The organism is Burkholderia sp. KL41 (genome assembly GCF_057005415.2).
The window spans coordinates 3,410,195-3,436,167 of record NZ_CM174446.1; the positions used below are offsets into that span (position 1 = coordinate 3,410,195).

The 25,973-nt window shown below is 68.5% G+C and carries 21 protein-coding genes; 5 read left to right on the forward strand and 16 right to left on the reverse strand.

Annotated features, from left to right (window positions below):
* Window positions 1–114 precede the first annotated feature (114 nt).
* The 6 genes from PQB87_RS16045 to PQB87_RS16070 all read right to left on the reverse strand — a co-directional run bounded on the left by PQB87_RS16045 (window position 115) and on the right by PQB87_RS16070 (window position 5,565).
* Entirely contained in the window at window positions 115–384 is a 270-nt protein-coding gene (locus PQB87_RS16045; protein WP_006477716.1) for an HPr family phosphocarrier protein, read from the reverse strand.
* A 73-nt stretch (window positions 385–457) separates the two neighbouring features.
* Window positions 458–928, reverse strand: coding sequence for a PTS sugar transporter subunit IIA (locus PQB87_RS16050; RefSeq protein WP_059688656.1), 471 nt, complete (start codon window positions 926–928; stop codon window positions 458–460).
* Window positions 929–1,158: 230 nt separating this feature from the next.
* Complete coding sequence (gene gshB / locus PQB87_RS16055) at window positions 1,159–2,115, reverse strand: glutathione synthase (RefSeq protein ID WP_027789051.1); 957 nt, start codon at window positions 2,113–2,115, stop codon at window positions 1,159–1,161.
* 26 nt (window positions 2,116–2,141) lie between these two features.
* Window positions 2,142–3,431 (reverse strand): glutamate--cysteine ligase, encoded by a 1,290-nt coding sequence (gshA, locus tag PQB87_RS16060; protein WP_489242375.1) that lies wholly within the window; start codon window positions 3,429–3,431, stop codon window positions 2,142–2,144.
* A 243-nt stretch (window positions 3,432–3,674) separates the two neighbouring features.
* Complete coding sequence (locus PQB87_RS16065) at window positions 3,675–5,189, reverse strand: ammonium transporter (protein ID WP_059489822.1); 1,515 nt, start codon at window positions 5,187–5,189, stop codon at window positions 3,675–3,677.
* 37 nt (window positions 5,190–5,226) lie between these two features.
* Entirely contained in the window at window positions 5,227–5,565 is a 339-nt protein-coding gene (locus PQB87_RS16070) for a P-II family nitrogen regulator (protein WP_027789049.1), read from the reverse strand.
* A 355-nt stretch (window positions 5,566–5,920) separates the two neighbouring features.
* Here PQB87_RS16070 and PQB87_RS16075 point away from each other — a divergent pair, with 355 nt between their 5' ends.
* A complete protein-coding gene (locus PQB87_RS16075; RefSeq protein WP_006489451.1) occupies window positions 5,921–6,172 on the forward strand; it encodes an accessory factor UbiK family protein in 252 nt (83 codons plus the stop codon).
* A gap of 242 nt (window positions 6,173–6,414) precedes the next feature.
* A complete protein-coding gene (locus PQB87_RS16080; protein ID WP_301863404.1) occupies window positions 6,415–8,043 on the forward strand; it encodes a YifB family Mg chelatase-like AAA ATPase in 1,629 nt (542 codons plus the stop codon).
* 332 nt (window positions 8,044–8,375) lie between these two features.
* On the opposite strand, the gene PQB87_RS16085 is transcribed toward PQB87_RS16080, so the two are convergent.
* Entirely contained in the window at window positions 8,376–8,948 is a 573-nt protein-coding gene (locus tag PQB87_RS16085) for a hypothetical protein (protein WP_059904176.1), read from the reverse strand.
* A 160-nt stretch (window positions 8,949–9,108) separates the two neighbouring features.
* On the opposite strand from PQB87_RS16085, the gene PQB87_RS16090 reads away from it, so the two are divergent.
* On the forward strand, window positions 9,109–9,645 hold the full coding sequence (locus PQB87_RS16090) for a TlpA disulfide reductase family protein (RefSeq protein WP_027789046.1): 537 nt from the start codon (window positions 9,109–9,111) through the stop codon (window positions 9,643–9,645).
* Between the two features lie 97 nt (window positions 9,646–9,742).
* On the opposite strand, the gene PQB87_RS16095 is transcribed toward PQB87_RS16090, so the two are convergent.
* The 9 genes from PQB87_RS16095 to PQB87_RS16135 form a co-directional block, all read right to left on the reverse strand.
* Window positions 9,743–11,098, reverse strand: a complete 1,356-nt coding sequence (locus tag PQB87_RS16095) for a sigma-54-dependent transcriptional regulator (protein ID WP_027789045.1) — start codon at window positions 11,096–11,098, stop codon at window positions 9,743–9,745.
* A gap of 94 nt (window positions 11,099–11,192) precedes the next feature.
* A complete protein-coding gene (locus PQB87_RS16100; protein WP_174415898.1) occupies window positions 11,193–13,202 on the reverse strand; it encodes a sensor histidine kinase in 2,010 nt (669 codons plus the stop codon).
* 4 nt (window positions 13,203–13,206) lie between these two features.
* Window positions 13,207–14,496 (reverse strand): dicarboxylate/amino acid:cation symporter, encoded by a 1,290-nt coding sequence (locus PQB87_RS16105; RefSeq protein WP_059489813.1) that lies wholly within the window; start codon window positions 14,494–14,496, stop codon window positions 13,207–13,209.
* Window positions 14,497–14,851: 355 nt separating this feature from the next.
* Complete coding sequence (locus tag PQB87_RS16110; RefSeq protein WP_301863405.1) at window positions 14,852–16,546, reverse strand: cation acetate symporter; 1,695 nt, start codon at window positions 16,544–16,546, stop codon at window positions 14,852–14,854.
* 11 nt (window positions 16,547–16,557) lie between these two features.
* On the reverse strand, window positions 16,558–16,863 hold the full coding sequence (locus PQB87_RS16115; RefSeq protein WP_021157047.1) for a DUF485 domain-containing protein: 306 nt from the start codon (window positions 16,861–16,863) through the stop codon (window positions 16,558–16,560).
* A 191-nt stretch (window positions 16,864–17,054) separates the two neighbouring features.
* Entirely contained in the window at window positions 17,055–18,260 is a 1,206-nt protein-coding gene (locus PQB87_RS16120) for a CaiB/BaiF CoA transferase family protein (protein ID WP_301863406.1), read from the reverse strand.
* 30 nt (window positions 18,261–18,290) lie between these two features.
* Window positions 18,291–19,427 carry an acyl-CoA dehydrogenase family protein gene (locus tag PQB87_RS16125; protein WP_027789038.1) on the reverse strand — a complete coding sequence of 379 codons (1,137 nt, stop codon included), beginning with the start codon at window positions 19,425–19,427 and terminating at the stop codon, window positions 18,291–18,293.
* Window positions 19,428–19,441: 14 nt separating this feature from the next.
* The gene (locus PQB87_RS16130) at window positions 19,442–20,650 is read right to left on the reverse strand and encodes an acyl-CoA dehydrogenase family protein (RefSeq protein ID WP_111938911.1); all 1,209 of its coding nucleotides are present in this window, start codon (window positions 20,648–20,650) and stop codon (window positions 19,442–19,444) included.
* Between the two features lie 29 nt (window positions 20,651–20,679).
* Entirely contained in the window at window positions 20,680–22,812 is a 2,133-nt protein-coding gene (locus tag PQB87_RS16135; RefSeq protein ID WP_059697015.1) for a 3-hydroxyacyl-CoA dehydrogenase NAD-binding domain-containing protein, read from the reverse strand.
* 249 nt (window positions 22,813–23,061) lie between these two features.
* On the opposite strand from PQB87_RS16135, the gene PQB87_RS16140 reads away from it, so the two are divergent.
* Together PQB87_RS16140 and ggt are read left to right on the forward strand one after the other, a co-directional pair.
* The gene (locus PQB87_RS16140) at window positions 23,062–24,024 is read left to right on the forward strand and encodes a LysR family transcriptional regulator (protein WP_021157042.1); all 963 of its coding nucleotides are present in this window, start codon (window positions 23,062–23,064) and stop codon (window positions 24,022–24,024) included.
* A 71-nt stretch (window positions 24,025–24,095) separates the two neighbouring features.
* On the forward strand, window positions 24,096–25,973 hold the full coding sequence (gene ggt, locus PQB87_RS16145) for a gamma-glutamyltransferase (protein ID WP_059621161.1): 1,878 nt from the start codon (window positions 24,096–24,098) through the stop codon (window positions 25,971–25,973).

The window sequence follows — 25,973 nt, forward strand, 5'->3', positions numbered from 1 at the left end:
GCATGCACCGCAGCATTGCACATTCCGCATCAATGCTTCCGACGAAAAAAATGCCGCGGAATCCGCGGCATTCTGACTGGAAACGGCAACGATCCCGTGCGCGGCGCGCGCGGATCACTGGCCTTCGCCGAATTTGTCCGCGATCAGTTTCAGCAGTGCGTCCATCGCTTCCCGCTCGTCGGGCCCTTCGGTCTCGATCGTCACGGTGCTGCCGATGCCCGCCGCCAGCATCATCACGCCCATGATGCTCTTCGCGTTGATCTTGCGCCCGTTGCGCGTCATCCAGACTTCCGACTGGAAGTTACCGGCCAGTTGCGTAAGCTTGGCCGATGCGCGCGCATGGAGCCCCAATTTATTGACGATGGTGGTTTCTTGTTGAAGCATGATTCTCGGTCGGGTCGGTCGGGACCGCCGGCGGCGCGCGCCGGCGGTGCTGTCTAAAACGGAAAACGGGAAATCAGTGCGACTCGGTGCGCGGTTGCGGTTCCGGCGGAATCGGCGCGCACTGGCCGCAGCCGGTTTCCGTCGGCGGCGGCGGCGTGCCGGCCGACACCTCGTGGACGCCCTTCGCCCCGCCGGACAACGCCTTGTCGACGAGCTTGTCGAGCGGCACGGTGCGGTAGCAGACGGCCCGCACGAGCATCGGCAGGTTCACGCCCGCCAGCACGCGCACGTTGTCGAGCTTCGCGAGCTGGCCGGCGATGTTCGCCGGCGTCGCGCCGTACATGTCGGTCAGCACGACCACGCCGTTGTCTTCCCGGAGCCGCGCGAGCTCCGCATGCGCGAACGCCATCACCTGGGTCGGATCGCTGTCCGCCATCACGTCGATACAGCCGATGCGGGCGGGCACGCCGCCATAGATGTGCGCGATGCAGTCCCGCAACGCGGTGGCGAGCGGGGCATGCGCGATGATCAGGATCCCGGCCATGTCAGATCGCTCCCGGCCGCCCCTGGCGGGCCGATACCCCGCGGCGGGGCAATGAGCGTAGCGAGTGTGGGAAACGTTTCATGGTCAGCCTTGCAACAGTTTCGGCCCGACCGCCGGGCCTTTGGTGCGCGATCGCGGCACCGGGCAAGCGGGCATTGTAGCAGGCCGGTCGAACTGCTCCGGCGACGGGGGACCTGCGCGGCCGCCGCCGGGGTTGCGCGGGAGACGGCCTACGCGGCCGCACGCTCCAGCGCGTCGATGAACATCGCGGCAACGTCGAAGCCCGTCTGCTCCATGATCTCGCGGAAGCACGTCGGGCTCGTGACGTTCACCTCGGTCAGCCAGTCGCCGATCGCATCGAGGCCGACCAGCAACAGCCCGCGCGCCGCGAGCACGGGCCCGAGCGTGTCGGCGATCTCGCGATCGCGCGCGGTCAGCGGCTGCGCGACCCCGAGCCCGCCCGCCGCGAGATTGCCGCGCACCTCGCTGCCCTGCGGAATCCGCGCGAGCGAATACGGCACCGGCTCGCCCGCGATCAGCAGAATGCGTTTGTCGCCGGCCTTGATCTCGGGAATGAACTTCTGGATCATCAGCGAGCGCGTGCCGTCATGGCCGAGCATCTCGATGATCGCACCGAGGTTCATGCCGTCGGCCTTCACGCGGAACACGCCCATCCCGCCCATCCCGTCGAGCGGCTTCACGATCACGTCGCCGTGCTCGGCGTGGAAGGCGCGCAGGCGCGCCGCATCGCGCGTGACGAGCGTCGGCGCGACGAATTGCGGAAACTCGCCGATCGCGAGCTTTTCCGAGTGATCGCGAATCGACTGCGGCTTGTTGAATACGCGCGCACCCGCCCGTTCGGCAAGCTCGAGCATCCACGTGGCCGTTACGTATTCCATGTCGAACGGCGGATCCTTGCGCATCAGCACCGCGCCGAACGACGTCAGCGCACGCGACTCGTGAGCGGCCGCCTCGTACCACGGTTCGCGGTGCAGGTCGGCCGTGTCGCCGACGATCGTCACGCGCTGCACGTCCGCCTCGACACCGCTCCCCGTCCATGCGAGCTGGTGCGGCTGGCACGCGTACACCGCATGCCCGCGCCGCGCGGCCTCGGCCATCATCGCGTAGGTCGAATCCTTGTAGATCTTGAAGCGCTCGAGCGGGTCGGCGATAAAGAGAATGTCCATGAGGTCCTGTACTTGGCGAAGGTCCGTTATACCTGGATGGCTTCGGGGTCGGTCTTTTCCAGTTCGATCGACGACGCGATCAGCGACAGCCGCGCGACGACGCCGTACATGTAGAAACGGTTCGGCGGTGCGGCACCCGGCTTCGCGCCGGCATCCGGCAGCGCGGTGTGCTCGAAGCCGAGCGGCACGTAGTGCATGCCGGGCGCGTTCAGGTTCTGGTCGCGCTCGCGGCCGGCGTGCGTGCGGTAGAAGCCGCCGACCACGTAGCGGTCGATCATGTATACAACGGGCTCGGCCACTTCGTCGCCGACGCGCTCGAACGTATACACGCCTTCCTGCACGATCACGTCGCGCACCGCGAGGCCGGCCTTCGACTCGGCCATCTGCGCGCGCTCGGCATTCGACATCCGGCCGATCTCGGCCGCGTCGTGCACGGTCATCACGCCGCGCCCCGCCGTGCCCGCGTCGGCCTTCACGACGACGTACGGCTTCTCGCTGATCCCGTATTCGCGGTACTTGCGCGCGATCTTCTTCAGCACGCCGTCGATCGCGTCGGCGAGCGCCTGCTCGCCTTCATGCGCCTGCCAGTCGACGCCTTCCACGTGCGCGAAATACGGATTCACCATCCACGGATCGACGCCGACCATCTTCGCGAACTTCTTCGCGACGTCGTCGTAGCACGCGAAGTGCGTCGACTTGCGGCGCACGGCCCAGCCCGCGTGCAGCGGCGGCAGCAGGTACTGCTCGTGCAGGTTTTCCAGCACGGCCGGGATGCCGGCCGACAGGTCGTTGTTCAGCAGGATCGAGCACGGGTCGAAATTCTTCAGGCCGAGGCGGCGCTGCGAACGCTCGAGCGGTTCGAGCACGATCTTCTGGCCATCGGCCAGCGTGATCGGCGTCATGTCGGTGATGCTCGGGTCGAGCGAGCCGAAGCGCACGTTCAGGCCGGCCTGGCGCATGATCGTCGCGAGGCGCGCGACGTTTTCGAGGTAGAACGCGTTGCGGGTCGGCAGCTCGGGAATCACGAGCAGGTTCTTCGCGTCCGGGCAGATCTTCTCGATCGCGGCCATCGCGGCCTGCACGGCGAGCGGCAGCACTTCGGACGGCAGGTTGTTGAACGCGCCGGGAAACAGGTTCGCGTCGACGGGCGCCAGCTTGAAGCCGGCATTGCGCAGGTCCACCGAACAATAGAACGGCGGGGTGTGTTCCTGCCATTCGAGCCTGAACCAGCGTTCGATCGCAGGCGTCGCGTCGAGGATCTTCTGCTCGAGTTCGAGCAGCGGACCGTTCAACGCCGTAACGAGGTGGGGAACCATGAATCACTCGCGAGCGGGAGAATGAAGATTGTAGAGCAATTGCCTTGCCCATTTGGGGATTGTTCCCGGCTTCACAAGGATATGCAGGAAGTTTTCGGCTATTGACCCGATAGAGTGAAGGGTTATCCGCTACGTCAGTGCGTGACAGGAGAAAAAAAGCCCGCCGGGTGGGCGGGCCGAAGTCGCTGCGCTCATTCGGGGCGGGCGCCGTCGTCGCGGCGGCCCGCCATTGATTCGTGTGACTTATTCCACGTGCTCGCCGTGCAGGATCACGTCGAGACCTTCGCGCTCTTCCTCTTCGGACACGCGCAGGCCCATCGTCAGGTCGATCAGCTTCAGCAGCACGAAGCTCAGCACGCCGCTGTAGACCAGCGTGATCAGCACGCCCTTCGCCTGCAGCAGCAGGCTGCCGTCGGCGCCGCCGATGTCCTTGACCGCGAACACACCCGTCAGCAGCGCGCCGAGAATCCCGCCGATGCCGTGCACGCCGAACGCGTCGAGCGAATCGTCGTAGCCGAGCTTCGACTTGAGCCAGGTCGCCGACCAGAAGCAGACGACGCCGGCGGCGATGCCGATCACCAGTGCGCCCGCCACGCCGACGAAACCGGCGGCCGGCGTGATCGCCACGAGACCCGCGACCGCGCCCGACACGATGCCGAGCACCGACGGCTTGCCCTTCGCGATCCACTCGGCAAACATCCAGCCGAGCGCCGCGCAGGCGGTCGCCACTTGCGTGGTCAGCATCGCGAAGCCGGCACGGCCGTCAGCGGCCACCGCGGAGCCCGCGTTGAAGCCGAACCAGCCGACCCACAGCATCGAGCCACCGATCATCGTCAGCACGAGGTTGTGCGGCGCCATCGATTCACGGCCGTAGCCGACGCGCTTGCCGAGCACGAGGCACGACACGAGGCCCGCGATACCGGCGTTGATGTGCACCACCGTGCCGCCCGCGAAGTCGAGCACGCCGTCGGCCGACAGCCAGCCGGTCGGCTCCCACACCATGTGCGCGACCGGCACGTAGACGATCAGCGACCAGAGCGTCATGAACACGAGCATCGCCGAGAACTTCATGCGATCGGCGAACGCGCCGCAGATCAGCGCCGGCGTGATGATCGCGAACGTCATCTGGTAGACGAAGTAGACCGATTCCGGAATCGTCGTCGCGAGATGGCTGACGGTCAGCGTCGTCGCCTTGTCGCCCTTGATGTAGTTCATGCCGTGCAGGAATGCACGCGACAGGCCGCCGATGAAGCCGTTGCCCGGCGTGAACGCGAGGCTGTAGCCGACCACCGTCCACAGCACCGTGATCACCGCGGTGATCGCGAAGCTCTGCATCACGGTCGCGAGCACGTTCTTCTTGCGGACCATGCCCGCGTAGAACAGCGCGAGGCCCGGGATCGTCATGAACAGCACGAGCGCGGTCGACGTCAGCATCCACGCGGTGTCGCCCGCGCTGATCTTCGACGAATCGACCGAGAACGGTGCGGTCGGCGCAGCCGGTGCGGCCGGCGCGGACGCGGCGGCGGCGGCCGATGCGTCGGCGGCGCCCGAAGCCGGTGCGGCGGCAGCGGCCGGTGCAGATGCATCGGTTGCGGCCGGTGCCGAAGCGGCCGGCGCGGCGGCAGCCGAGGCGTCGGAAGCCGTTGCGGCGGGCGCGGACGCAGCGGCGGCGGACGCCGCGTCGTCGGCAAGCGCGGAGCCGACGCCTGCCGCGATCAGCGAGCCGGCCATCAGCAGGGACATCAGAAGTTTGCGCATCTTGGGTTTCCTCTTGTCGCTTGTCTTGTCTGTTCTGTTACAGCGCGTCTGCGCCCGTCTCCCCGGTGCGAATCCGGATCACCTGTTCGATCGCCGTGACGAAGATCTTGCCGTCGCCGATCTTGCCGGTGCGCGCGGCCCGCTCGATCGCCTCGACCGCCTGGTCGACCAGATCGTCGGACACCGCTGCCTCGATCTTCATCTTCGGCAGGAAATCGACCACGTATTCGGCGCCGCGATACAGCTCGGTGTGCCCCTTCTGGCGGCCGAACCCTTTTACCTCGGTCACCGTGATTCCCGAGACGCCAAGCGCCGACAGCGCCTCGCGCGTCTCATCGAGCTTGAACGGCTTGATGATTGCGGTAATGAGTTTCATGAAGTCCTCTCGCTGAGTTGTCCCGTCGAATTGGTTGGAATGTTGTAACGGACTCTCCTCAGCAACTCGCATGCCATGTCGGTTCGAGCACCGTTTCAAAGGGCTTCATCAAGGGGTCGCATCCCGCGATGTAAGGTGCGCAAGCCCGGCCGAATGGCCAACGCGGGCGGGTTTGCTGGCGCGGCGAAAGGAACGTTGCTAGAGTGCACGCACGTCCCGGGTCACCGGGCCATTCACCCATGCCGGCGCCATGCCCGGAATTCGCGCCCCCGGCGCACCATTTCCGGTCATGCGTGCATCATGGGCACGTACGCAACTGAAGATGCACATTTTTTGTGCAAGGAAGGGGAATCACATGAAGCAACCCAGCGACGTTTTCAACGATCTGCAGTCGCGCGTCAGCGATCTGCTGAAAAACTCGCCGGCCAAGGACGTCGAGCGCAACGTGAAGGCCATGCTGTCGCAAGGCTTTTCGAAACTCGACCTCGTCACGCGCGAGGAATTCGACACGCAGGCGCAAGTGCTCGCCCGCACCCGTGTGCGCCTCGAGGAACTCGAAAAGCGCGTCGCCGAACTCGAGCAGAAGCTCGCCGCGCCGCAAGCCTGACGCCCCACCCGGCCGCAAGGTCCGGGCGCGGGCCGCCTCGTGCGGCCCGCGCCCGCCACCTTCCTCCGCACTTCGTCGTCCGTCGTTCTTCGCAGCACCCTCCGCTCTTCGCTGTTCGTCGTTCGCAACACCTCGTTCTTTCCTCGCGCCACGCCGGCAAGCGCGCACCGATTCCTCCGATTCCCGCGGCATGCGGCCACGAACGGCCGTCGCCCGTCCGTCTTGTTTACAGGAGCCTCGCCATGTCGCTCGCCGTGGTGCGCAGTCGCGCGCCCGCCTCCGGCCGTGCGCCGGACGTCACCGTCGAAGTCCATCTCGCCAACGGGTTGCCGTCGTTCTCGATCGTCGGCCTGCCCGATCTCGAGGTCCGCGAAAGCCGCGAGCGCGTGCGTGCCGCGCTGCAGAACTGCGGCTTCGAATTCCCCGTGCGCCGCATCACCGTCAACCTCGCGCCGGCCGACCTGCCGAAGGAGTCGGGGCGGTTCGACCTGCCGATCGCCCTCGGCATCCTCGCCGCGAACGGCCAGATCCCGGCCGACGCACTGGCCGGCCGCGAATTCGCGGGCGAACTGTCGCTGACCGGCGCGCTGCGGCCGATGCGCGGCGCGTTCGCGATGGCGTGCGGGGTCGCGCGGGACTGGCAGGTCGCGGAAAGCGGTGCGGCTTCCGGTTCACGCGCCGGCGCGCTTTCCGGCTCGGGCAACGGCGATCAACGGGCCGCCCCCGATCCGGCCGCCGTCGCGTCAGATGCTCCCGAGCTGTACCTGCCGCTCGCCAGCGCCGCCGAGGCGGCGCTCGTGCCGGGCGTCACCGTGTTCGGTGCGCCGGACCTGCCCGCGCTGTGCGCCCACCTCGCCGGCACGCCCGACGCCCGGCTCGCGCCGGTCGCGGCGCCATGCCTCGACGGCCTGCCGATGCCGGCCGCCCCCGATCTCGCCGACGTGGTCGGCCAGCGCGGTGCCCGCCGCGCGCTGGAAGTCGCGGCCGCGGGCGGCCATCACATGCTGATGGTCGGGCCGCCGGGCGCCGGCAAGTCGATGCTGGCCGCACGGCTGCCGGGCCTCCTGCCGCCGCTGACCGACGACGAGGCGCTGACGTCGGCGGCGCTCCTCTCCGCGAGCCGCCTCGGCTTTTCACCGGCACAGTGGCGCCGGCGGCCGTTCCGTGCGCCGCATCATTCGTCGAGCGCCGCCGCACTGGTCGGCGGCCGCAACCCGCCGCAGCCGGGCGAAATCACGCTCGCCCATCTCGGCGTGCTGTTTCTCGACGAGCTCCCGGAATTCGACCGGCATGTGCTCGAAATGCTGCGCGAGCCGCTGGAAGCCGGCCGCATCACGATCTCGCGCGCGGCGCAGCAGGCCGACTTCCCGGCCGCATGCCAGTTGATCGCCGCGATGAATCCCTGCCCGTGCGGCTGGCACGGCGATCCGTCCGGACGCTGCCGCTGCACGCCGGACGTCGCCGCGCGCTACCTGCGCAAGCTGTCGGGGCCGCTCGTCGATCGCATCGATATCCAGATCGACCTGCCCGCGCTGTCGCCGGCCGAACTCGCGTCGCGCGCGACGGCGCCCGGCGAGCCGAGTGCCGCGGTGGCCGCACGGGTCGCACACGCGCGTGCGCTGCAGCTCGACCGGCAGGGCAAGACGAATCACATGCTGAGCGGCCGCGAAACCGACGACCTGTGCCGGCCGACCGACGAAGGCGAGCGGCTGCTGCGCGAGGCCGGCGAGCGTTTCGGCTGGTCGGCGCGTGCGTATTTCCGTGTGCTGAAGGTCGCGCGGACGATCGCCGACCTGGCCGGCGACCCGCTGCCGACGGCTGCGCAGATCGCCGAGGCGATCCGCTACCGGCGTGCGCTGACGGCGCTGTGAGTGCCTGCGGAGGACAAAATCCGGCTGTCAAGACTTGACTTATGCACAATTCCACGAATCCGGCCCCGGATCGGGGCTCGGCGGGACCTTTGCAGCACGGAATCCGTATCTCGTTGTTTTGATTGACGTTTCCCAAAACACGAGCGAGCGACCAAATGGGCCGGAAGGCCGTCCCGCGCGGCTTGGCGGGAAATTCGGGCAACTTTTCAACAAAGTTATCCACATGCGCTGTGGATAGCCGAAAAAACCTCGCAAAATCCGGCGACTAGCGCCGAAAGTTGCGAACGAACTTTCAGTTGTCACGGGGTATCCCGGCGCCCTCGCCGATGCCGTCAGTCGAGCTTGAACGACCCGAAAAACTGGTCGAGCTGCTCCTGGGCAAGCGGCCCGTCGGCAATCACGACGGCCTGGTACGCATGCCGGCCGCGCGCGGCAAGCCGCGCGACGATCGTCTTGCGCGCGCGATCGCCGCCGGCGGCCGCGCCCGCGATGCGCAGCTCGAGCCCGTTCACCGCGCCGCCGGCTGCAAGCGGCACCGGCACCGCAGCCGTCTGCGGCGCGCCGTCGAGGTTGCGCGACAGCCCGGTGCGCAGGAACTCGAGCGCCGCGCGGCGCGTGTCGTCGCTGTCGTCCGGCAGCGTCAGCGTGCCGACCGCGAACACCGCACCGTCCACGTGCGCGGCCTGCATCCGCATCGGCATCGACGCGCCGCCGATCGCCACCGGCTGCTGCTCGACGGTCGGCTTCGCCGGCAGGTCGACGGTGTAGCCGGCGTCGTTGTGCAGCGTGCGCCAGTCGTACGACGGCGAGCACGCGGCCAGCGCGACGCTCATGCACGCGAGCGCGGCGAAGTGTCGCAGTGGACGAAAAAGGGGGCGCAACGAATCGGTGACTTCCTTCGGCATGGCGTGGAGCGGGCAGGCAAAACGGGCATTATCCGCCGAACGTGAATTCCGGGATGCGTGGCCGCCGTCGGTGCACATCCTGCATTCGCGCTAAAATGAGCGCCGAATTTCGATGTCCTTTGCTTCGATCCGCGTCATCGACCGACTCCGAGAGCTCCAGATGAACACCACGCCTCCCGCCCGGCGCAGCGCCGGCCCCGTCCGCTACATCGTCGCCGCCGCCGTCGTCGCGGCGATCGCCGTTGCCGGCTTCTTCGCGTTCAACGGCAAGTCCACCGTGCCGGACGCCACGTTCACGCTGCTGTCGGGCCAGAAGGTCTCGACCGCAGGCGACCTGAAAGGGAAGGTCTATCTCGTGAACTTCTGGGCGACGAGCTGCGCGACCTGCATGCAGGAAATGCCGCAGATGGTCGATACCTATAATCGCTTCAAGGGTCAGGGGCTGGAGTTCGTCGCGGTCGCGATGAACTACGATCCGCCGATGTACGTCGCGAACTACGCGCAGACGCGCCAGCTGCCGTTCAAGGTCGCGCTGGACGACGGCAGCGTCGCGAAGCAGTTCGGCAACGTGCAGCTCACGCCGACGACCTTCGTCGTCGACAAGGACGGCAAGATCCTGAAGCGCTACGTCGGCGCACCGCAGTTCGCGGAACTCGACGCACTGCTCAAGAAGGCACTCGACAGCAACGCGGCCTGAGCGCCGCCCGATCCGGCTCGAAGGGCCGCGCGCCGCGCCCTTCCCCGCACGACGGACCGCACGACCGGGCAACCCGGTTCCGCGGTCCGTTCGCTTTTCAGCGCTCGGTTTCGCCTTTCGCCGACAGCCCGTAGCGCTTCATCTTCTCGTACAGCGTCGCCTTGCCGACATGCAGCCGGTCGGCCGTCGCGGCGACCGCGCCGCCCGTCTGGTTCAGCGCCTCGGCGATCACCGCGCGCTCGAATTGCTCGATGCGCTCCTTCAGCGTCTGCTCGTTGTCGGCGTCGCCGCCGTTCGCGCCCGTCTCCTGCGGCATGTCGGCCACGCCGAGCACGAAGCGGTCGGCCGCGTTGCGCAGCTCGCGCACGTTGCCGGGCCAGTCGCGCTGCATCAGGCTCGCGCGCTGCCGGTCGGTCAGCACCGGCGCGGGCCGCGCGTAACGCACGGCCGCATCGAGCATGAAGTGCTCGAACAGCGGCACGATGTCCTCGCGGCGCTCGGCAAGCGGCGGCAGCGCGATCGTCACGACGTTGAGCCGGTACAGCAGGTCGCGCCGGAACGTGCCGGCCGCGACGAGCTCGCTCATGTCGCCCTTCGCGGCCGCGACGACGCGGCAGTTCACGCGAATCGGCTGGTTCGAGCCGAGCCGCTCCAGCACGCCGTCCTGCAGCACGCGCAGCAGCTTCACCTGCAGCGCGAGCGGCATGCTTTCGATTTCATCGAGGAACAAGGTGCCGCCGGATGCGTACTCGAGCTTGCCGACCCGGCGCTTCGCGGCGCCGGTGAACGCGCCGGGCTCGTAGCCGAACATTTCCGATTCGAACATCGGCTCGGGCAGCGCGCCGCAGTTCACGGCGATGAACGGCTTGTCGCGACGCGGCGACAGCTCGTGCAGGCTGCGCGCGATCAGCTCCTTGCCGGCGCCCGTGTCGCCGTTGATCAGCACCGACGCGTCGGTCGGCGCGACGTTCGCGATCAGCTTGCGCACCTGCTCGATCGCGGGGCTGCGGCCGATGATGCGCGGCGCGACCACGTTCTGCCCGGCCAGCTCGCGCCGCAGCGCGTGGTTCTCGAGCACGAGCTCGCGCCGCTCGAGCGCACGGCGCACCGTCTCGATCAGGCGCTCGGCCGCGAACGGTTTTTCGATGAAGTCGTATGCGCCGTCGCGCATCGCCTGCACGGCCATCGAGATGTCGCCGTGCCCCGTGACGAGAATCACGGGCACGTCGGGCACGCGCTCGCGGCACTGCGCGAGCACGTCGAGCCCGCTCGCGCCGGGCAGCCGGATGTCGCTGACGATCGCGCCGGCGGTATCCGCGACGATCGCCTTCTCGGCTGCCTCGGCCGACTCGAAGCCGGCGACGTCGAACCCCGCCAGCTGAAGGCTCTGCACGCTTGCCCGGCGAACGAGCGCATCGTCTTCGATATAGATCACTTGCAGGCGGTTGGCCATCGTACTCACTTGCTCCTGACGGGCCGCGCGGCAGCAGCGCGCGCGGCGGCGTTGATACCGGTCGTGCACCGATCGGGCGGGCGGCGTGGCGCGCCTAGCGCGAGCCCGCCGGCTCGGACACGGAGTCCGGATGATGCGTGCGGGCGCGCCGCAGCGTCAAGACGAACAGCGCGCCGCCCGACGGCGCGTTGCGCGCGGTCAGCGCCCCGCCCGCGTCGCTCGCGATCGACGACGAGATCGCGAGCCCGAGCCCGAGCCCGCGCCCCATTTCCTTGGTCGTGAAAAACGGCTCGAACAGGCGCGGCAGCAGGTCGGGCGCAATGCCGCAGCCGTTGTCGCGCACCTCGATCGCGAGCGTCGCCGCCGACACCGCGATCGTCACCTCGATCGCTGGCGCCGCCACGCCGGCGACCGCGTCGAGCGCGTTGCCGAGCAGGTTGATCAGCACCTGTTCGAGGCGCAGGTCCTCGCAGCGCGCGACGAGCTCGGGATAGTCGCGCGCCAGGTCGAGCGGCGCATCGTGCGCGGGCGACACGGTCGCATCCTGCAACGTCAGCGTGAGCGCGACGCCGCGCAGGCGCTCGTCGAGCAACGACAGCACGCTGCGCAGCGCGCGCACGACGAGCGCCTGCTCGTTGCGCGGCTTCGCGCGGCCGACGAACAGCTTCAGCTGGTTCGTGATCTTGCCCATCCGCTCCGTGAGCGCGGCGATCGCCTCGAGGTTCTCGCGCGCGGCCGCCTGCTCACCGCGATCGAGCAGCACACGCGTGTTGTCCGAGAAACTGCGCAGCGCCGCGAGCGGCTGGTTCAGTTCGTGCGTGATGCCGGCCGCCATCTGGCCAAGCGCGGCGAGCTTGCTCGCCTGGATCAGTTCGTCGTGCGCGGCGCGCAGTTCCTGTTCCGCGCGGATCCGGTCGCCGACCTCCTTCTGCAGTTGCTCGTTCGCTTCCGACAGGTCGGCCGTGCGCTCTTCGACGCGCCGGTTCAACTCCGCGTACGCCTGCTGCAGCAGCGCGCGGCCGCGAATCATTTCACGCACGCGCGCACGGCGCATCCGCCAGTAGAACGCGAGCAGCGCGACCGACACGAAGCCGAAGCCCGTGACGATCGTCGCGTTGCGCGCGTCGGCGTCGACGGGCGCGATCGGCGCCAGCGTGACGAGCAGCCAGTCGGGCTCGCCGATCCGGCGCTTGCTCGCGAGGTAGCGCGGCGCGCGCAGGCCCGCGCCGAGACGCACGATCTCCGCATCGGGGCCCAGCACCTGCTCGATGCGCAGCGGCAATGGCGTGACGGGCTGCTGCGCGTACTGGCGCGTCTCGTAGATCGACGCGGCAACGGGCCCCGTCAGCGGCCGCAGCGTGTGGTACTTCCAGGCGGGCACCGACGACAGGAACACGACGCCATGGTCGTCCGCGACGACGAGCGGCTCGGACGCATCGGCGCCCTGGAACCATTCGAGGTTGAGCTTCACGACGACAACGCCTGCGATCCTGCCGTCGCGCCACACGGGCTGCGAGATGTAGTAGCCGGGATCGCGCGAGATCGTGCCGATCCCGAAGAAACGGCCGACCTGGCCGTTCATCGCATCGAGGAAATACGGGCGGAAGCGGTATTCGATCCCGACGAAGCTGTCGGGCGCGCGCCAGTTGCTGGCGGCGACACACAGGCCGTCCGCGCCGATCACGTAGGTGACGGTCGCGTGCGCGTGTTCGTTGAGGTCTTCGAGATAGCGGTTGACGCGTGCGGTGTAGTCGGTGCGCTTCGGCTCGGCGAGCAGGTCCTGCACGTACGGATGGCTGCCGAGCAGATAAGGCAGCGATTCGTAGCGGTCGAGCGTGCTCTTGAGCGCGTTGGTGGTGCGGTCGACGCGCACCGCGGCGTTGCGCTGCAACTCTGCGACGCCGCGCCGCCAGGTGATCGTCCACGTCAGCGTGCACGCCGCGGCGAGCGCGGCGGCAAGCACGACGAGAATGAGCAGGCGGCGCGTCACGGTCGAGGCTTCCTGGCGATGCGGATCGCCTATTGTGTCATAGGCCTCCACCTGCCCGCCCTGGCCGCCGCGGGCCGCACCGCCCGCGGGCGATGCCGCCGCCTGCTCCTTCATGACGTCAGACGCCGGCCGTCTCGGTCGGCGTGACTTCGCCGCCGCCCTTCAGCGCCTGGCGCAGCTTGTTGCGGTCGAGTTCCTTCTCCCATGCCGACACGACGACCGTCGCGACGCCGTTGCCGACGATGTTGGTCAGCGCGCGGCATTCGCTCATGAAGCGGTCGATGCCGAGGATCAGCACCATGCCCGACAGCGGGATCGTCGGCACGACGGCGAGCGTCGCGGCGAGCGTGATGAAGCCCGCGCCGGTGACGCCGCTCGCGCCCTTCGACGTCAGCATCGCGACAGCCAGCAGCGTGAGCTGCTGCATCCACGTCAGTTCGATGTTGGTCGCCTGCGCGATGAACAGCACGGCCATCGTCATGTAGATGTTGGTGCCGTCAAGGTTGAACGAATAGCCGGTCGGCACGACGAGGCCGACGACCGAGCGCGAGCAGCCGGCCTTCTCGAGCTTTTCCATCAACTGCGGCAGCGCGGCTTCCGACGAGCTCGTGCCGAGCACGATCAGCAGCTCTTCCTTGATGTAGGACACGAAGCGGATGATCGAGAAGCCCGTGACGCGGGCGATCGTGCCGAGCACGACGAGCACGAACACGACCGACGTCAGGTAGAACGTGCCGATCAGCTTGAGCAGCGGCACCAGCGAGCCGACGCCGTACTTGCCGATCGTGAACGCCATCGCGCCGAACGCGCCGATCGGTGCCAGCTTCGTGACGATGTGCACGATGCCGAACAGCACGCGCGTGAGCCCGTCGATGAAGTCGGTGACGACCTTGCCGCGCTCGCCGAGGTGCGCGAGCACGCTGCCGAACAGCAGTGCGATCAGCAGGATCTGCAGGATTTCGCCCTGCGCGAACGCATCGACCATCGTGTTCGGGATGATGTGCATCAGGAAGTCGACCGTCGACTGCCCGTGCGCCTTCGCCGCGTACGATGCGACGGCCTTGCCGTCGAGCGTCGCCGGATCGATGTTGAAGCCGACGCCCGGACGCAGGATGTGCGTGGCCGCGAGGCCGAGCACCAGCGCAAAGGTCGACACGATCTCGAAGTACAGGAGTGCCTTGCCGCCGACGCGGCCGACCTTCTTCATGTCCTCCATGCCGGCGATGCCGGTGACGACCGTACAGAAGATGATCGGGCCGATGACCATCTTGATCAGCTTGATGAAGCCGTCGCCGAGCGGCTTCATGTCGGTGGCAATCGACGGGTAGAAATGGCCGAGGATCACGCCGACGATGATGGCGAAGATCACCTGCACATAGAGCACTTTGTAGAAGGGTTTCTTCTTCACGATGGTTCCTGCTGAAGTAGATGAGCCGATGGAAACGGCGTCACGCGCGCGGACGAATGTCAGGGGAAACAAATCGCCCGCGCGGCTGTCGTGCCGCAACAAGCGATGCCTCAGGACATCCGACAGGGGAGGAAGGCAGTGGTCATCGATTGTCTCCTTGCTTGCTGTAGTAGTTCGGCCGGGGGGGTGGCCGTGCGCTTTATATCGCAAGGTCGATGCCAGGTTTCCGTAACCCCTCAAACCGTTGTTTTCATTGTATTTCTCATAATGCGGCAGGCAAGGAAATCCGGCTTTCCGGATTTCCGGAAAATATCCGTCCGGGGATTCGGACGGATTGGCGCATTCTTCCGATGAATCAGTGCTGCACCGCCTCGCCCGCCAGCAAGCCCGTCTGCGCGTAGAACTCCTGCTGCGCGAACGCGTCGCGCTCGCGCCGCGCACGCTCGCCGCGATCCGCGAGCGAACCGACGACGATCCCGACGAACGCGAGCGGCACCGACACGAGCGCCGGGTTGTCGAGGAACACCGGCGCGTGCGCGTGATGCAGCACGTCGACCCACACCGACTTCGACAGCACCGTGAGCGTGACCGCCGACACGAGGCCGAGGCCGCCGCCGAGCACCGCGCCGCGCGTCGTCATCCCGCGCCAGAAAATCGACATCGCGAGCACCGGGAAATTCGCGCTCGCGGCCACCGCCGCGACGAGGCCGACCATGAACGCGACGTTCACGTGCTCGAACAGGATCGACAGCCCGATCGCGACCGCCGACAACGCAATCGTCGCCGCGCGCGAGATACGCATCTCGAGGCGCTCGTCGGGCTTGCCGCGCGCCCACATCTGCGCGTACAGGTCATGCGAGATCGTCGTCGCGCCGGCGAGCGTGAGGCCCGCGACCACCGCGAGGATCGTCGCGAACGTGACCGCCGCGATGAACCCGTAGAACCAGTTCCCGCCGACCGCCTGCGCGAGCTTCACCGCGACCATGTTCGAGCCGCCGAGCAGGTCGTGCGTGAGATTGAACGAACCGTTGGCGCCCAGCTTGAAGAATTCCGGATGCTGCGCGAGCAGCACGATCGCCGAGAAGCCGATCACGAAGGTCAGCAGGTAGAAGTAGCCGATGAAGCCGGTCGCATAGAGCACCGACTTGCGCGCCTCCTTCGCGTTCGGCACCGTGAAGAAGCGCATCAGGATGTGCGGGAAGCCGGCCGTGCCGAACATCAGCGCGATGCCGAGCGACAGCGCGTTGGCCGGATCGCGGATCAGCTTGCCGGGGCCCATGATCGACAGCGCGCCCGGATGCACGGCCACCGCGCGGCGGAACATCTCGTCGACGCTGAAGCCGAATTCGGCGAGCGCGAGCACGACGAGCAGCGTCGCGCCGCACAGCAGCAGCACGGCCTTGATCACCTGCACCCAGGTGGTCGCGGTCATCCCGCCGAAGAACACGTAGACGACCATCAGCACGCCGACGATCAGCTCGGCCGTGCCGTACGACAGCCCGAACAGCAGCTGGATCAGCTTGCCCGCGCCGACCATCTGCACGACGAGGTACAGCACGACGATGGTCAGCGAATTCGCGGACGTCAGCAGCCGGATCGGCCGCTGTGCGAAGCGGTACGCAACGACGTCGACGAACGTGAACTTGCCGAGATTGCGCAGCGGTTCGGCGATCAGGAACATCACGAACGGCCAGCCGACGAGAAAGCCGATCGAGTAGATGAGCCCGTCGAAGCCGAACATGAACACCATCCCCGACAGCCCGAGGAACGACGCGGCCGACATGTAGTCGCCCGCGATCGCGAGCCCGTTCTGCAGCCCGGTGATGCCGCCGCCGGCCGTGTAGAAGTCGCGCGTCGAGCGCGTGCGGCGCGCGGCCCAGCGCGTGAGCGCGAGCGTCGCGAACACGAACGCGAAGAACATCCCGATCGCGACCGGGTTCAGTTCGACCTTGTCGGGCATCGGGCCCGCGACCGATACCGCATGCGCGGCAGACGAAACGAGGGCCGCGGGAACGGCAAGCGCGCGGAGCGCGATCGAGGTACGTCGCATGTCGGCCTCCTTCACGAACGCTGCAGGAGCGCGTCGACGCGGCGGTCGAACGCACGGTTCGCGCGCAGCACGTAACACGCGGTCAGCCCGATCGCGACCAGGATGATCGCGACGCCCGCGGCGATCCCGACCGTCGTCGTCGCGCCGCGATACAGCGGCGCCGCGAGCACGTGCGGCGCGAGCGCGACGAGCAGGATGAAGCCGTAGTACGTGGCGATCATCAGTGCCGTCAGCGTGAAGCTGAAACGGCGCCGCGCACGCACGAGCTGCTGATAGTCGCGGCGCGCCGTGACCGATTCGATGAACGAAAGCTCCATGGTGTCTCCTGTCGACCAGAGTTAGCGCTTTAGCGCTTACTCAGGTCCCATGCTTCGCGGTCGACCTGAGTTGGCGCTTCAGCGCCTACTCAGGCCCCCGCAGGGCAAACCAACTCGTCATTGCGAGGGTGTTGTGTGGAATGGTCGGCGCGCGTCGACTACCCCGCCCGCGCCGTGGCGGAAAAAGCGATCTACACGACGCGATCCGCGCGCAGCCGCGCGACCTCGTCGGCCGACATCCCGAGCCAGCCGCCGAGCACGTCGGCCGTATCGGCGCCGAGCACCGGCGGCGCGCCGCGCACCGGCAGCCGCGCGCCGTCGAACCGGTACGGCGGCGCCAGCACGTCGACGACGCCCGCGACCGGATGCGGCTGCCGCGTCACGAGCCCCGCGCTCGTCGCGCGTTCCGACGTCAGCGCTTCGTGCAGCCCGAGCACTTCGCCGCACGGAATGCCCGCGTCGGCCAGCGCCGCGAGCAAAGTCGCGCGCGAACGGCGCGCGAGTTCGCGACGAATCTCGGGCAGCAGGTCGGCGCGGTTCTCCGAGCGGCCGAGGTTGGTCTTGTAGCGTTCGTCCGCGGCGAGGTCGGGTCGCTCGATCGCGTCGCAAAAGCGCGCGAACTGCGTGTTGTTGCCGACCGTGATCACGAGCGGGCCGTCAGCCGCGTCGAACACGCCGTACGGCACGATCGACGGATGCGCGTTGCCGTAGCGCGGCGGGTCCTCGCCCATCAGCAGCGCGTCGAGCCCGTAGTACGCGGTGATCATCAGCCCGCAGTCGAACAGCGCCATCTCGATGCGCCGCCCGCGCCCCGTCGCATGACGTTCGTACAGCGCCGCGAGGATCGCCTGCGCCGAATACATGCCGGTGAACAGGTCGACCGCCGCGACGCCGAACTTCAGCGGCGGCTGGCCGGCTTCGCCGTTCAGCGCCATCAGCCCGGCCTCGCCCTGCACGACGAGGTCGTAGCCGGGCCGCGCGGCCTCGGCGCCCGAGCGGTCGTAGCCGGAGATCGCGCAATGCACGAGGCGCGGGTTCAGTTCGGCCAGCGCGTCGTAGCCGAGCCCGAGCTTCTCCGCGCCGCCGAACTTGAAGTTGTGAAGCACCACGTCGGCCTGCGCGGCCAGCTCGCGCGCGAGCCGCCGCCCTTCGTCGGTCTGCAGGTCGAGGCAGATCGAGCGCTTGCTGCGGTTCACGCTGTTGAAGTAGGTCGTTTCGGTGGCGCCGATCCTCAAGCCCCAGTCGCGCGTGTCGTCGCCGCGCGCCGGATGCTCGACCTTGATCACTTCCGCGCCGAAATCGGCGAGCACCATCGCGCACCACGGCCCCGCGAGCACGCGCGAGAAGTCGAGCACTTTCACGCCGGCCAGCGGCAAAACGCGCGATTCGTTCGTCATCCTTGTCTCCTCCATTCGCGTCGTTCGTCTTTACTGTTTCGACAGCGCGATGTAGCGCGCGAGATGGTGATCCTCGTCGCCGAGCTGGTGATCGATCATCACGAGGCGCTTCGCGTAGTGCGACAGCGGCAGCTCCCACGTCATCCCGATCCCGCCGTGCAACTGGATGCTCTCCTCGGCGACGAGCGTGCCGATCCGCCCGATGCTGAATTTCGCCGCGGCCAGCGCGCGTTCGCGCACCACGCGCGGCGCATCGAGCTGCGCGGCCGCGTTGATCACGGCCGAGCGCGCCTGCTCGACTTCGAGCAGCAGGTCGGCCATCCGGTGCTGCAGCGCCTGGAAACTGCCGATCGGCAGCCCGAACTGCTTGCGCGTGCGCAGGTACTCGAGCGTGTGCTCCTTCGCGACGTCCATCGCGCCGAGCGCTTCCGCCGACAGCGCGAGCAGCCCGTAGCCGAGCACGCGTTCGAGCAACTCGGCGCCCGCTTCGCCGTCGTGCGCGCCGAGCGCCGCATCGGCCGGCAGCACGACGCGCTCGAAGCGCACTTCGGCCGCGCGGCCGCCGTCGATCTTCCGGTAGTCGCGCAGCGACACGCCCGGTGCGTCGGCCGGCACGACGAACAGGCCGATGCCGGCCGCGTCGTCGTCCTGCCCGGACACGCGCGCGCTGACGACGAAGAACGCCGCCTGCGCAGCCTGGTCGACGACGCCCTTCGCGCCCGTGAGCACCCAGCCGTCGCCCGAGCGTTCGGCGCGCGTGCGCACGGTCGTCAGTTCGTAGTGCGAGCCCGGCTCGTCATGCGCGAACGCGGCGCTCGCGCTGCCGTCGATCAGCGCGGCGAGCCGCTCGCGATGTGCGTCGCCGCCGGCGAGCGACAGCGCGCGGCCCGCGAGCAGCGCGCCGAGGAACGGCTCGACGACGAGCCCGCGCCCGAGGCATTCGAACACCACGGCGATGTCGAAGCCCGCGCCGCCGAAACCGCCGTCGGCTTCCGCGAACAGCGCGCCGACCGTGCCGAGTTCCGCAAAGCGCTGCCACATCGCGCGATCGAAGCCCTCGGGCGACTGCGCGATGCGATCGCGCACCGGGAACGCATACTGTTCGGCGATGAAGCGGTTCAACGTGTCCGCCAGCATCCGGCGGTCTTCTGTGTGCTGGAAATCCATCGTCGCGCTCCTCGTTACAGCCCGAGCATCATCTTCGCGATGATGTTCTTCTGGATCTCGTTCGAGCCGCCGAAGATCGACAGCTTCCGGTTGTTGAAATACTGCTGCGCGGCGCTTGCCGCTTCGTCCGGGCCGACCGGCTCGCCGTCGTAGTCGGCATCGAGCGCCTCGTCGACGAACGGCTGTGCATACGGCCCCATCGCGCGCCGCATCAGCGCGGTGATCTCCTGGCGGATCTGCGTGCCGCGGATCTTCAGCATCGAGCTTTCCGCGCCCGGCACCCCGCCGCCCGCGACCGCCGCCAGCACGCGCAGGTTGGTCGTGCGCATGTTCTCGAGTTCGATCTCGACACGCGCGACGCGCGCCGCGAAGAACGGATCGTCCGCGAGCGGCCGGCCGTTCTTCGTGACCTTCGCGGCAACCGCGCGCAGCCGGTCGAGCGCGGCCGTCGAAAAACCGATTCCGGCGATGTTGGTGCGCTCGTACGTGAGCAGGTATTTCGCGTAGGTCCAGCCGCGGTTCTCTTCGCCGACGAGGTTCTCCGCCGGCACGCGCACGTCGGTGAAGAACACCTCGTTCACTTCGTGCTCGCCGTCGAGCGTGATGATCGGGCGGACCTCGACGCCCGGCGTGTTCATGTCGATCAGCAGGAAGCTGATGCCTTCCTGCTTGCGCACGTCGGTCGCGGTGCGCACAAGGCAGAAGATCATGTTCGCGTAGTGGCCGAGCGTGGTCCACGTCTTCTGGCCGTTCACGATGTAGTGCTCGCCCTGCGCGTCGAGCCCGCGCACCGCGCTCGTCTTCACCGACGCGAGATCGGAGCCGGCGCCCGGCTCCGAATAGCCCTGGCACCACCAGTCGGTGCCGTCGAGAATGCGCGGCAGCCAGCGGCGCTTCTGCGCTTCGTCGCCGTACTTGATCAGCACGGGGCCGAGCATGTTCACGCCGAACGGCACGATGCGCGGCGCACCCGCGAGCGCGCATTCGTTGTCGAACAGGAACTTCTGCGCGACGCTCCAGCCGGGGCCGCCGTACTCGCGCGGCCAGTGGCTCGCGAGCCAGCCGCGCGCGTTGAGTATCGCGTGCCATTCGCGCATGTCGTCGCGCGTGAGATGCAGGCCGCCCTTCACCTTGCGCGCGATGCGCCCGGGCAGTTCGGCTTGCAGGAAGCGCTGCACTTCCGTGCGGAAGGCTTCCTCTTCGGGAGTGAAATTGAGGTCCATCGTCAGTCCGTGGCGAATGCGGTTGGCGTTCAGTCGAGGCGGTTCAGGCTCGCGAAATCCGCGCCGCGCGCGACGAGATCGACGAGCAGCGGCGACGGCTTCCAGAACAGCGGATCTTCCTTCGCGAACGCGCGGATATCGGCGAGCACGTTCGCGAGGCCGACCGTGTCCGCGTAATGCATCGGGCCGCCGCGATAACGCGGGAAGCCGTAGCCGTACAGGAACACTGCGTCGACGTCGAGCGGGCGCAGCGCGATCTTCTCGTGCACGACGTTCGCACCTTCGTTGATCATCGCCGCGAGGTAACGGCGCATGATCTCGTCGTGGGTAAACGTGCGCGGCGCGATACCCTTCTTCGCGCGCTCTTGCGCGACGATCGCCTCGACTTCCGGGTCCGGCGTGCCGACGCGCGCGCCGTCCGGATACAGGTAGTAGCCGCGCGCCGTCTTCTGCCCGAACCAGCCGCGCTCGCACAGCCGGTCGGAAATCTCCACGTAGCGCGCGCGCGGGTCGCGCGTCGCCGCGCGGCGCTTGCGGGTCGCCCAGCCGATGTCGCCGCCGGCGAGGTCGACGACCTGGAACGGCCCCATCGGGAAGCCGAATTCGCGCACCGCGCGGTCGATCTGGTACGGTGACGCGCCGTCTTCCATCAGGTAGTCGGCCGCCGTGCGATAGACGGCGAGGATCCGGTTGCCGATGAAGCCGTCGCACACGCCGGCGCGCACCGGCGTCTTCTTCAACTGCTTCGCGAGCGCGAACGCGGTCGCGACCACTTCGGCGCTCACGCGCGCCGGCACGACGATCTCGAGCAGCTTCATCACGTTGGCCGGCGAGAAGAAATGCAGGCCGATCACGTCGGCCGGCCGGTCGATGCTCGCGGCGATCTCGTCGATGTCGAGATACGACGTGTTGGTCGCGAGCACCGCACCCGGCTTGCACGCGCGCGCGAGTTCGGCGAACACGGCCTTTTTCACGGCCATGTCCTCGAACACGGCCTCGATCACGACGTCGGCCTGCGCGAGCGCGTCGTACGACGTGCTGCCCTTGAAACGCGCGAGCCGCGCAGCGTGCGCGGCCGGTGTCATCCGCCCTTTCGCGACGAGGCCGTCGTACACCTTCTCGACGTGCGCGCGGCCGCGCGCGAGCGACGCTTCGTCGCGTTCGATCATCGTCACCGGCAGCCCGGCATCGAGCGCCGCGACCGCGATGCCCGCGCCCATCGTGCCGCCGCCGACCACGCCGATCCGCTCGACCGGCCGCGCGCTCGCGCGACGTGCCTCGGGCACCTTCGCCGCTTCACGCTCCGCGAAGAAGGCGTGCACGAGGCCCGCGCGCTGCGGGCTGTCGATGCACTGCAGGAACAGGCTGCGTTCGAGCTTCATCCCCGCGTCGAACGACTGCGTGAGCGCGGCCTCGACCGCGTCGACGATCTTCGCGGGCGAGAAAAGGCCGCGCGACTTCTTCGGCAACTCGGCACGCGCCGCGTCGATCGCGGCCTGCGCGGCCGCGCGGTCGGCCAGCCCCTGCGCGTCGCGCGTGCGGCGCACCGGTGCGCCGAGCGACACGAGCTCCTGCGCGTAGGCGAGGCCTTCGGCGAGCGTGTCGTCGCTGTGTGCGACGCGGTCGACGAGGCCGAGCGCGAGCGCTTCGTCCGCGCTCGCGTGGCGGCCCGTCAGCATCAGGTCGAGCGCGGCCTTCGCGCCGATCAGGCGCGGCGCGCGCTGCGTGCCGCCCGCGCCGGGCAGCAGGCCGAGCGTGACTTCGGGCAGGCCGAGCTTCGCGCCGGGCACCGCGAGCCGGTAATGCGCGGCCAGCGCGACTTCGAGGCCGCCGCCGAGCGTCGCGCCATGCAGCGCGACCACGACCGGCTTCGTGCCCGATTCGATCCGCTCGCACACGTCGGGCAGCGACGGCGGCACGGGCGGCTTGCCGAATTCGCGGATATCGGCGCCCGCGATGAAGTTGCGGCCGGCGCCGACGATCAGCACCGCGCGGATCGCGTCGTCGGCCTGCGCGGCGTCGAGCGCGTCGGCGAGGCCGCGCCGCACGTCGGCGGACAGCGCGTTGACGGGCGCGTGGTCGATCGTGACGACGAGCACCTTGTCGCGCCGCTCGCGCGTGACGGTGCCGGCCGGGCCGGTGGGGGAAGCGGGTGAGTTCATCGTGTCTCCTTGACGCGGCGGCAGGCGCGGCGACGCCGGTTCGTGGCTCGCGGCCACGCGAGCGGCGCCGGGGCGCCTGCCCCGGTCCCGCACGAAGCGGGACAAGATCCGGCCGTACGCCGGGCATGACCTGATTCTCGATTGATCGAGATTCATTGACAATTCCCTCCCGCTTTTACAAGCTGTCAAGTCTGACTTGACACTGAATGCTTCCGACCGTTAAACGGGACGGATCAGGAGACGCGACGCATGGACCTGAACGCGCTGACGCTGCTCGTCGAGATCCTCGACGCCGGCAATCTCAGCAAGGCCGCGCAGCGGCTCAAGATGAGCCGCGCGAACGTCAGCTACCGGCTGAACCAGCTCGAGCGCTCGATCGGCCAGCAGCTCGTGCGGCGCACGACGCGGCGCATCGAGCCGACCGAAATCGGGCTGAAGCTGTACGAGCACGGGCGGCGCATCCGCAACGAACTGCTCGCCGCGCAGGAGTCGGTGACGACGCTCGGCCAGGATCTGCAGGGCCGCGTGCGGCTGTCAGTGCCGAGCGGCTACGGGCAGATGGTGATGTCCGACTGGCTGCTCGCGTTCAAGCGGCTGCATCCGGGCATCGTGCTCGACGTCGTGTTCGAGAACCGCGTGGAAGACCTGATGCGCGACGAGATCGACATCGCCGTGCGCGTGATGCCCGAGCCGCCGCAGAACCTCGTCGCGCGCGACATGGGCGCGGTGCGCTACGTCGCGTGCGCATCGGCCGCGTTCGCGGCCGAGCACGGGATGCCGGCGAGCCTCGGCGCGTTGTCGGCCTCCCCCGTCGTCACCGCGACGGTGATGGGCCGGCAGCTCAGGATCGCCGCGTATCTCGGCGACGAGCGCCACGAGGTGCTGCTCGAGCCCACGCTGATTTCGGAGAACTTCCTGTTCCTGCGGCAGGCGATCCTCGGCGGGATCGGCGTCGGCATCGTGCCCGACTACGTGGTGCAGGACGACATCCGGCGCGGCACGGTCGTCACGTCGCTCGACGCGTACCGGCTCAGCATCTTCGGCACGCACATGTACATGCTCTACATGCCGAACCGGCACCACACGCGCGCGACGTCGACGTTCATAGAGTTCATCCTCGAACAGGCCGGAAAGACCGGCCGGGGCGGGCCCGGCGCGATGCGTCAGGGTTTCCTGTCGGGTGACAACCCGCCGGCCGCGCGGCGACAATAGCGCGCCGGGGCGGGCAGCCGCGTTGCGCCGGCATCGTCGCCTCCTTCGAATTCACTGCTGCCGAGGGTTCAATGTTCGACCGGATTCGTCCGCATTCGCGCTCCTGGACGCTGCTCGCCGCCGTCGCGCTCGTCGCGTTCAACGCCGGCTGCACGTCCCCGTCCACGCCGCCGTCGGGCGCGGTGGTGCCCGTCGCCGCCGCATCGGGCGCCGCCGTGCCGCTGCCCGGCGTCCATGCGCCCGAGCTGTCGTCCGGCTGGACCGACAAGCCGGGCTGGACCTCGCAGCACTTCATGATCGCGGCCGCGAATCCGCTCGCGACGCAGGCCGGCTACGACATGCTGAAGGCGGGCGGCACCGCGATCGACGCGGCGATCGCCACGCAGATGGTGCTCGCGCTCGTCGAGCCGCAATCGTCGGGAATCGGCGGCGGTGCATTCCTGCTGTACTTCGACGGCAAGGCGACGCAGGCCTACGACGGCCGCGAGACCGCGCCGGCCGCCGCGACCGACCGCCTGTTCTACGGGCCGACCGGCCAGCCGATGAGCTTCTACGAAGGTGTCGTCGGCGGGCGCTCGGTCGGCACGCCGGGCGTGCTGCGCATGCTCGACGCCGCGCACCGTGCACACGGCAAGCTGCCGTGGCGCCGGCTGTTCCAGCCGGCGATCCGGCTCGCCGAGCACGGCTTCACGATCAGCCCGCGGCTCGCGACGCTGATCGCCAACGACAAGTACCTGAAGAACGACCCGGCTGCGCGTGCGTACTTCTACAACCCGGACGGCACGCCGAAGGCAGCCGGCACGGTGCTGAAGAACCCCGCGCTCGCGACCGTGCTGCGGCAAGTCGCCGACCGCGGCGCGAACGCGTTCTACAGCGGCGCGATCGCGCGCGACATCGTCACGAAGGTGCGCAGGCACCCGACCAACCCGGGCCTGCTGTCGCTCCAGGATCTCGCGCGCTACAAGGCGAAGGTGCGCGCGCCGCTGTGCGCGGATTACCGGCGCTCGGTGGTGTGCGGGATGCCGCCGCCGTCGTCGGGCGGCCTCGCGATCGCGCAGATGCTCGGCATCCTCGAAGCGATGCCCGACTGGCAGCAGATCGGCGCGCAGAAGCCGGTGCGCAACGACGTCGGCTACGAGCCGACGCCGTTCGCCGCGCACCTGTTCAGCGAAGCCGGGCGGCTCGCCTATGCGGACCGCGCGCGTTATGTCGCCGATCCCGATTTCGTGCCGCTGCCGGGCGGCAGCTGGGCGAGCCTCACCGACAAGACCTATCTCGCGCAGCGCGCGCACCTGATCGGCGACAGCAGCATGGGCGTCGCGCAGGCCGGCACGCCGCAGGGCGCGACGCTCGCGATGGCCGACGACCGCAGCCCCGAGTTGCCGTCGACCTCCGACATCGCGATCGTCGACCGCTACGGCCAGGCGCTGTCGATGACGACGAGCATCGAGGATGCGTTCGGTTCGCGGCTGATGGTGCGCGGCTTCATGCTGAACAACCAGCTCACCGATTTCTCGTTCGTGTCGAACGACAACGGCCGGCCGGTCGCGAACCGCGTGCAGCCCGGCAAGCGCCCGCGCTCGGCGATGTCGCCGGAACTCGTGTTCGACAAGAAGACGAAACAGGTGACGATGATCGTCGGCTCGGCCGGCGGCCCCGCGATCATCAATCACGTCGCGAAGACGCTGGTCGGCGTGCTCGACTGGGGGATGACGATGCAGCAGGCGATCGCGCTGCCGAACTTCGGGTCGATGAACGGGCCGACGCAACTCGAACGCGGCCGCGTGTCCGATGCGCTCGCCGACGGGCTGAAGGGCCGCGGGCACGACGTGCGGGTGGTCGAGATGAACTCGGGGCTGCAGGGAATCCAGCGGCTGAACGTGCAGGGGCAGACGGTGTGGTTCGGCGGGGCGGATCCGCGGCGGGAAGGTGTGGCGATGGGGGAATGA